Source organism: Stutzerimonas kunmingensis (assembly GCF_900114065.1).
In the GTDB taxonomy this organism is placed as follows: Bacteria; Pseudomonadota; Gammaproteobacteria; order Pseudomonadales; family Pseudomonadaceae; genus Stutzerimonas; species Stutzerimonas kunmingensis.
Genome location: NZ_FORS01000025.1, coordinates 1 through 8,240 on the forward strand (window position 1 = coordinate 1; position 8,240 = coordinate 8,240).

The 8,240-nt window shown below is 57.5% G+C and carries 7 protein-coding genes; 2 read left to right on the plus strand and 5 right to left on the minus strand.

The features are described 5' to 3' along the window. From BM275_RS21835 to BM275_RS21855, 5 genes are all read right to left on the minus strand, one after another. Nucleotides 1–697: efflux RND transporter permease subunit (locus tag BM275_RS21835; protein ID WP_139229605.1), on the minus strand; the 697-nt coding region annotated here is incomplete at its 3' end. Beyond that, nucleotides 694–2,145: an efflux RND transporter periplasmic adaptor subunit gene (locus BM275_RS21840; RefSeq protein ID WP_019407035.1), complete on the minus strand. Its 1,452-nt coding sequence runs from the start codon at nucleotides 2,143–2,145 to the stop codon at nucleotides 694–696. The genes BM275_RS21835 and BM275_RS21840, both read right to left, overlap by 4 nt. Next, nucleotides 2,142–3,395 carry a TolC family protein gene (locus BM275_RS21845; protein ID WP_042922856.1) on the minus strand — a complete coding sequence of 418 codons (1,254 nt, stop codon included), beginning with the start codon at nucleotides 3,393–3,395 and terminating at the stop codon, nucleotides 2,142–2,144. The genes BM275_RS21840 and BM275_RS21845 overlap by 4 nt, the downstream gene beginning before the upstream one ends. A 92-nt stretch (nucleotides 3,396–3,487) precedes the next feature. Beyond that, entirely contained in the window at nucleotides 3,488–3,868 is a 381-nt protein-coding gene (locus BM275_RS21850) for a hypothetical protein (protein WP_014822249.1), read from the minus strand. 110 nt (nucleotides 3,869–3,978) lie between these two features. Next, a complete protein-coding gene (locus BM275_RS21855) occupies nucleotides 3,979–6,342 on the minus strand; it encodes a heavy metal translocating P-type ATPase (protein WP_090523561.1) in 2,364 nt (787 codons plus the stop codon). Nucleotides 6,343–7,043: 701 nt separating this feature from the next. Between BM275_RS21855 and BM275_RS21860 the strand changes: the two genes are divergently transcribed. Continuing rightward, nucleotides 7,044–7,346, plus strand: a complete 303-nt coding sequence (locus BM275_RS21860; RefSeq protein ID WP_042922387.1) for a transposase — start codon at nucleotides 7,044–7,046, stop codon at nucleotides 7,344–7,346. Then, nucleotides 7,343–8,206 (plus strand): IS3 family transposase, encoded by an 864-nt coding sequence (locus BM275_RS21865; protein ID WP_043220498.1) that lies wholly within the window; start codon nucleotides 7,343–7,345, stop codon nucleotides 8,204–8,206. The genes BM275_RS21860 and BM275_RS21865 overlap by 4 nt, the downstream gene beginning before the upstream one ends. The last annotated feature ends 34 nt before the right edge of the window (nucleotides 8,207–8,240 follow it).

Below are 8,240 nucleotides of genomic sequence, written 5' to 3' on the forward strand. Positions count from 1 at the left end.
CACGGACCATGAACTCGGTTTCTGCGAGTTCCAGAACACTCCCGCCGGTTTCACGGTTGGCTTCATCGATCGCCTTTGCAATCTGCTGCTGCGTCACGCCCCTGCTTGCCATGCGCACGGGATCCAGTACGACCTGATACTGCTTGACCATCCCGCCTATGGGCGCGACTTCCGCCACGTTGGGCAGTGTCTTGAGCTCATAGCGCAGGAACCAATCTTGCAAAGAGCGCAACTGCGAGAGGTCATGTTTGCCCGTTCGGTCTACCAAAGCATATTGGTAGATCCAGCCGACACCTGTGGCGTCAGGGCCCAAAGCGGGTTTGGCGGCGGCGGGAAGCCGACTCTGCACCTGACTCAGGTACTCCAGCACCCGAGAACGGGCCCAATAGAGGTCGGTGCCGTCCTCAAACAGGACGTACACGTAGCTATCCCCGAAGAAGGAGTAGCCGCGGACCGTCTTTGCGCCGGGGACAGACAGCATGGTCGTCGTCAGTGGGTAGGTGACCTGATTCTCAACGATCTGGGGCGCCTGCCCGGGGTATGGCGTGCGGATGATGACCTGAACGTCGGAAAGGTCTGGCAATGCATCAACAGCGGTGTTTTTGACCGACCAGACACCCCAAGCCACCGCGAACACAGTAGCCAGCAGGATCAGAAAGCGGTTGGCCACTGACCAGCGAATTATGGCTGCGATCATGGCTGGCCCCCCAGCTTCTCGATGTGCTCAATGACCAGGCCCTCTTCGCTTTCACGCACGCCCACACGGACGCGGTCGTCGACTTGCAAGCCTGACAGCAGGGATTGATCCGCAACCGGAAAGGACATGGTCATCCCAGGCATGTTCAGCGTCTTGAACGGCCCATGCGACAGGCCAACCATGCCATCTTCCAGGCTGACGATCGTACCTTCAGCCTCGTGCAACGCAGGTTCTGTAGAAGTTGCAGGCTCCTCCAAACCCTGAGCGGTCAGCCCGCGTAGGCTCGCCTCTGAATCCAGGAGAAACTGACCGGACGCCACGACCTTCTGACCGGCTTCCAGCCCTTCAAGCACCTCTGTCTGGTCATCGAATTCCCGGCCTGTGCGAACCTCAATCGGGCGGTAACGGCCTTGATCCTCGGCCAGCATCACCAATGCGCGCCGACCGGTGCGAATGACCGCCTCGGACGGGATGACCAAGACATCTTCGACGTTGCGACTCAACGTCACCTCGGCCGTCATGCCGGGACGAAGCCGTTGTTGCGGGTTAGGTAGCTCGACCCGGACACGCACAGTGCGGCTATCCAGGTTGGCTTGTGGTAGTACGGCCTGGATCGTCCCTTCCAGAACTTCACCTGCAAAGGCCGGGAGGCGCGCGTTGACCAGCTGCCCAGGCGCCACATTTGCAACCTGCGCCTCAGGCACCGCAACTTCTAACCATACCTTTTCCAGCCCATTAACACGTGCCAGAGACGCACCAGTGGATACGGTCATGCCCTCGCGAACGTCGAGGCTGTTCAGCACGCCGCCTATTGGACTCCTCACTGTCCAAACAGGGCGCGCTTTACCAGTTCGTTCTAGCTGCACTATGACTTCTGGCGGCATGCCAGCAAGGCGCAACCGCTGGCGAGCCGCTGCGAGCAGCTGGGGTTGGCCGACCCCTTTGAGCGCCAGGTACTCTTCCTGTGCGGCAGCCCATTCGGGAACCAAAAGATCGGCTAACGGCGCGCCTTTTTCGATGACATCCTCCGGTGCTCGGTCGTAAACGCGCTCGACAAAGCCACCGGCACGCGCCTGCACAACCGCCACGTCTCGCTCGTCAAACATCAACGCGCCTGTCGCTTCGAGCGACTGGCTGATCGATTCACGCGTTACGGTTGCCAAGCGCACGCCGAGATTCTGCGTCACGCTCGGGTCGATACTGATCGATGCCCCGTCGCTTCCCTCATCTGCATAGCGTGGAATCAATTCCATATCCATGAATGGCGACTTGCCCGGCTTATCGAACTTTTGCTGGGGGACCATAGGGTCATACCAATAGAGCACTTCCTTGTCTTCTTCTGCAGGCGATTGTCCGAAGGCTGCGGTAGGCAGACCGATTAGCGCTGCAGCGCTAATCATCAGAGGCAGACTGAAGGCGAGTACCAGCCGCTTGTGTTGGAATGTCATGGTCGGGTATCTCCAAAGGCGAAATGCAGGCGGGCATTGCTCAACGATCGATCGCGGGCGACGTCAATACGCCGTAGCCGGGTCTCCACAAGCTGTCGTCGCGCTTCGATCACAGCGGTCAGCTCACCGCTTCCGGAGCGGTAATCGGCCATGGCAAGGCGGACCTTCTCTTCAGCGAGGGGTAGTAAGGTTTTGTCGAGGCGGATGAGTGCGCGGTCCAGACGCTGATACTCAGCGAGGTCAGTACTCAGCTCTTGGTTGTACAGGCGCAAGGTCGCTTGGCGCTGAGCCTCGATCTGGGCAAGGCGAGCTCGTTCGGCCGCGATCTTCGGATCCTGCCGAGAGCTGGTAAACAGCGGCAGGTCGAAGCTGACGCTGAGGTTCACCATGTCGCCGTACTCACGGCCACGTCGCAGGTAGTCGATCCCCCAGCTCCAATCCGGTGTTTTCTCTGCGATGGCCTGGTGAACCTTTGCCTCCGCTTCACGAGTCATCGGGTCGAAGGCGAGTAACGCCGGGTGCCGGTTCAGGTTGTGCTGATAGTTATCAACGGCGGCAAGCCATTGCGGCCAGTCACCTGTAAGCGGCTGGCCTGCTAGCTCGCCTATCCAGCGCCGGAGGCCGGCCCGCGCAACAGCCTGGTTACGCAGCAGCTCATCCTCTTGTTCAGCCAGCAATGCTGCCTCTTGCCTCGGAAGTACGCTGTCTGCGGTTTGTCCGCTGCCGCCAGCAATGCGGGCCTGAACAGACCGCGAAAGGAGCTGATTCTCGCTGTAAAGCTGCTTGAAAAGGCTTAGCTTCTGCTCGACCGCGAAGCTAGCGATCCATGCCTCGGCGGTTGCTTGGCGCACACCGAGACGTTCAACCGTTTGCTGGGCGTTTGCGAGCGCAACACTAGCCTGCGCGGCCTCGACACGAGCGCGCCTTTTCGCTCGGTTTGGCACATCTTGCATGACCCCAACCATTTGCATGGTCATGGCCTCTTGCTCCAACTGCCAGCGAGCGTCACCTTCGATGGGCACGCTTTGCAGTCCAAGCTTAAGTTTAGGGTCAGGAAGCTCGCCGGCAGGGATTGCAGCGCTGCGTGCGGCCACCAGGTTGGCGGCTTGCGCATGCAGCGAAGGCGCGTCTTGCTCGGCCACGCTCAGAGCTTGTTCTAAGGTCAAAGCGGACGCTAACCCTGGAAACGAGAGCGCGCCCATGATCAAGGCGGCCACGTACGGCGGCGCCCAATAAATACGGGGTTTCATTTGCGAAGGATTCCTGATCTTTCATGCAAGCCAAAGGCGCGCGGTAGCCGGCCCGAATGCTCACTCGGGCGGTTCCTATAATTTGATCGGAATTAGACGCGGGGTGGATGCCAGACGGCGTCTAAAAGGCTAGAGGGGATCAGGCCGTTATAGGGAGTGGTCACGGGTTTAGCAGCAGGCATCAGCTGGGCTTTTATTGAGACAAGCTGAAGGATACTTGCAGTTTTGCATTCTTGGCCCGTCTTGCAGACGGTCGCCGTTCCATGCTCATTCGCTTCACAGCACTCGTGTTCAGCACCGTCATCGGCGCCAACCATCGAAGCGTGGTCGGTCGTCATGGCGCCCACACCTTCCATATCGGACATCACGTGATGCCCGGACGATCCAACCGGCATGAGCATTTCCGCTATCCCATTGATCGGAAGCGCAAGCACTAGCAGCAGGATAAGGAAGGAGCGCATGTAGGACTTCATATTTCCAGCTTACGGGGCAATTCATGAGCAATCAATTAGGCAATCGGTCGCTTCGCAACCGAAGCCTAAGCCTAAGCCTAAGCCTAAGCCTAAGCCTAAGCCGACAGGCTTCAAACTACACGCGTTTGACGGAGCCGGAGTGCGTTGAACACAACCGATGCTGAGCTGAGGCTCATGGCCAGGGCAGCAATCATCGGAGACAGCAACAGTCCGAAGAACGGATAGAGCAGACCTGCGGCAATCGGGATGCTCAACCCGTTGTACATAAAGGCAAACAGAAGGTTCTGACGCATATTGCGAACCGTCGCCACCGAAAGCGTGCGCGCGCGCAGTATCCCCATCAGGTCACCTTTAACGAGCGTAACTTGGGCGCTGTTCATGGCGACGTCAGTGCCCGTGCCCATCGCTATGCCGACATCAGCCCTGGCGAGCGCCGGCGCATCATTTATTCCGTCGCCTGCCATGGCGACTACTTTACCTAGGGCTTGTAGCTTAACCACCAGCGCCTCCTTGTCCTGCGGCTTCACTTCGCCATGCACCTCATCGATCGATAGCTCACGAGCCACCGCGCGGGCAGTGGTAAGCCCGTCGCCGGTGGCCATGATGACTTGCACGCCCTCCGCTTGGAGCCGCGCTACAGCTTCCTTGGAAGTCGGTTTGATTGGGTCCGATACGGCCAGCAAGCCGGCAAGTGCCCCATCAACAGCCAGGTACACAATGCTGGTACCGCTCTCGCGCATTTTTTCTGCCTGATCTCTCAACGGCTCGACGCTCACACCCGCATCTTCCATAAGCGCGGTGTTGCCTAGTTGTAGCTGCTTGCCTTCCACCAGACCACGGACTCCGATACCTGACCCTGACTCGAAGGTCTCTGGCTTCGCCAGCTGGATACCTTCGCTTCTGGCATGGTCTACGATCGCGTGGGCTAGGGGATGCTCACTACCTTGATCCAAGCTGGCAGACAAACGGATGACTTCCTGCGAGTCAAACGGCGTGACGCCTATGGCCCGATCGAAGACAGGTCGGCCCTCGGTCAAGGTTCCTGTTTTATCGACAATCAGCGTGTCTACCTTACGGACGTTCTCGATGGCGCCTGCGTCTCTGAAAAGCACTCCGCTTCCAGCCGCTTTGCCTGTGGCAACCATGATCGACATAGGCGTTGCAAGGCCAAGTGCGCAAGGGCAAGCAATGATCAGAACCGCAACTGCATTGATCAGGCCGAATACCCAGCCCTGCTCGGGTCCAGACAGGCCCCATGCAAAGAATGTCAGCAAGGCGATACCAATGACCGTCAGCACGAAATAACCCGCAACCGTGTCCGCCATTCGCTGCATGGGTGCTTTGGAGCGTTGCGCATTCGCAACCATCTGGACGATTTGTGAAAGCATAGTCCCGGAGCCAACCCTGGTGGCTCGCATGACAAGCGAGCCGCTCGTGTTCATCGTCGCGCCGATAAGCGAATCGCCTGTCCGCTTCGTCACCGGAACCGGCTCGCCCGTTAGCATGGATTCGTCGACGGCGCTCTCGCCCTCTAACACCTCTCCATCAACGGGTACCTTTTCACCAGGACGAACGCGCAGATGGTCGCCCTCGTGAACATGTGTGAGCGGGATGTCCTCCTCGGAACCATCCTTGGCGATACGGCGAGCTGTTTTGGGTGATAAGCCAAGCAGGGACTTGATTGCGGAAGATGTCTGAGAGCGGGCCTTCAGTTCGAGCAGCTGACCTAAAAGCGTCAGTGAAATGATGACCGCTGCGGCTTCGTAGTAAACGCCTATCCGGCCGCCCACAGTGAATGACTCTGGAAATATGCTCGGTAAGACGGTTGCTACGATGCTGTAAATATACGCAGCCCCTGTGCCAAGCCCGATCAACGTCCACATGTTTGGGCTGCGATGCTTAACTGATGCGAAACCGCGCACGAAAAATGGCCAACCTGCCCACAAGACAACCGGGGTCGTAAGGGCTAGTTCAACCCAGTTCTGGCTAGCGCCGTGAAACAGCGGTATCGCATGTCCCGCCATTGCCAACAGGGTTACTGCTACGGTCAGGGGCAGAGACCACCAGAATCGCTTCGAGAAGTCCTTGAGTTCGGGATTCTCCTCCTCGTCGAGTTCAGGGATCAGAGGTTCCAATGACATCCCACAGATAGGGCAATCACCTGGACCCATTTGGCGGATCTCAGGGTGCATCGGGCAGGTGTACTCTGTCGTTGCATCACCGGCGGGTGGTTTCTGTGCGGGTGGGGTAGATGCCCGAGAGGAGGTCCCATGAGCCTGCGGTGCAGCGAGATATCGAGCAGGGTCGGAACGAAACTTGGTCTGGCAACCCTGGCTGCAGAAGCGGTAAGTGCTTCCCTGATAATGCTCTTGATGCTCGCTATCCTCTTCCACCTTCATCCCGCAGACGGGGTCTGTGAGTGCTGCAGTACCTTTCGTTTGGTCGGGCTGGTGATGGCACTGCTGAGAGGACATACGGGGCACCTTATGGATTGGTTAGCGACGAACTTGGCCTATTGCAGGGACATTTGCGGTTTTTCAATGCTTGCAGCGTCTGACAGCCAATATATGCAAAGCGTCCTGACCAAAGGCTGAAGTAACCATTACATTTCTGTCAGGTTCTCTGGTATGTCAGGTCGTATGTATGTCCTGGGCGCGGTCAATGACTATTTGAGATCAAGACATCTCCACGGACGATGCGAGGCTGATCCAACCGGCTCGGAGTCGTCTTTTCGAATTTTGAAATTTCGCACCGTTGGTAATCACCACAAGCGAGGCGCGTCTGTGACGCGGAAGGGTACCGCGACTCCTCGCGACTGCTTAAAATACAAACGAAAGCGGATGATCTGAGTAATTTGTAGCGAGGGGAAGGTTCGAGAAAGTCTGCGTACGCTGAGATCTGCTCACTAACACCTAGCTACCTATCTAGTGCACGCACGAAGCGCGCCACGCGTCGAGCTGTACGGCGAGGCCACAAAATGATGGAAATTATGGCTCAGCAATAATTATGGCTGAGCCATAATTCCATATAACCGCAGCGTCACGGAAAAACCGCAATTGTTTACAGCCTGCAATTGACCATGACAGCTGCCCCTCCAATGAGGGGATAGACTGATCTAGCCCCGGTTTTACGGACACCTCAAATGTGACTATACCGTCAGATAGGAAGGTGTCCCATGACAGACAAACGCGAGTACCAACGCTACAGCCCCGAATTCAAGCGAGAGGCAGTCCGTCAGCTGACCGACTCGGATAAGTCCTGCACGCAGCTTGCGCGTGAGCTAGGTATCCGGGTCAATCAGCTCTACAAGTGGAAGCAGCAGCTTGACCAGAAGCAGGGCCACGCGTTCCCGGGCTCTGGCCGCCAGGCTGAGCCAGAAAGCGAAGTGGCTCAGCTGAAGCGCGAAATGGAGCGATTACGTGAAGAGAACGAAATCCTAAAAAAGGCGGCTGCGTACTTCGCCAAGAGCCTCGTGTGAAGTACGCCTTCATTCGTGATCATGCTGCCCAGTATCCGATCCGCAGGCTTTGCCGAGCGGTTGGCGCTTCGCCAAGCGGGTACTACGCGTGGCGCAATCGAGCAGAGTCGCGGCGTTCGAAGGCAAACCGTATTTTGCTGGGCCAGATCGAGGCGGTTCATCGTGATAGTCGCCAAACGTATGGGCCGATACGTATTCACCGAGAGCTAACTAGTCAGGGGAACAGTGCAGGCCTCAATCGCATAGCTCGTTTGAAGCGAGAGGCCGGTCTCAGGACAAAGCAGACCTTGGTTTGGCAGCAGGCCGGTCGCGGGCGAACGTTTGAACATATCGTTGAGCATCGACTGCTGAGGCGCTTCTATGCGGATCGACCAAACGAGCGTTGGGTGGCGGACATTACGTTCATTCCGACCGCTCAAGGATGGCTGTACCTATCGGTGATCATGGATCTCTACTCTCGGCTGATAGTTGGCTGGGCAATGGATAAGAAGCCCAGCCAAGAGCTAGCAACGCTGGCACTGGAAATGAGCCTGGGCAGGCGTGCCAAGCCTGTTGGCCTGCTGCTCCATACCGATCAGGGCGTGCAGTACAGAACCGCTCGTTATCAGGCTCTGCTTGCTCAAAACGATATCCAGCCGAGCATGAGCCGTAAAGGTAATTGCCACGACAACGCAGCGATGGAGAGCTTTTTCCATACGCTCAAAACCGAGCATGTGCGGCATCAGAAATACCGAACCTTCGACGAGGCTCGGCAAAGCTTGTTCGACTACATCGAAGTGTTTTACAACCGACAGCGACGGCATTCGTATTTGGCGTATATGACGCCGTTCGAGTATGAACGCCTGCACGCTGTCTCTTAGGTCGGTGTCCGTGAAATCGGGGTCAGTTCAGACT

Excerpts from the sequence above, each read along its gene's own strand:
- BM275_RS21855 (WP_090523561.1), bottom strand. The coding sequence starts at position 6,342 with ATGTCCTCTCAGCAGTGCCATCACCAGCCCGACCAAACGAAAGGTACT.
- BM275_RS21845 (WP_042922856.1), bottom strand. The coding sequence starts at position 3,395 with ATGAAACCCCGTATTTATTGGGCGCCGCCGTACGTGGCCGCCTTGATC.
- BM275_RS21840 (WP_019407035.1), bottom strand. The coding sequence starts at position 2,145 with ATGACATTCCAACACAAGCGGCTGGTACTCGCCTTCAGTCTGCCTCTG.
- BM275_RS21850 (WP_014822249.1), bottom strand. The coding sequence starts at position 3,868 with ATGAAGTCCTACATGCGCTCCTTCCTTATCCTGCTGCTAGTGCTTGCG.
- BM275_RS21860 (WP_042922387.1), top strand. The coding sequence starts at position 7,044 with ATGACAGACAAACGCGAGTACCAACGCTACAGCCCCGAATTCAAGCGA.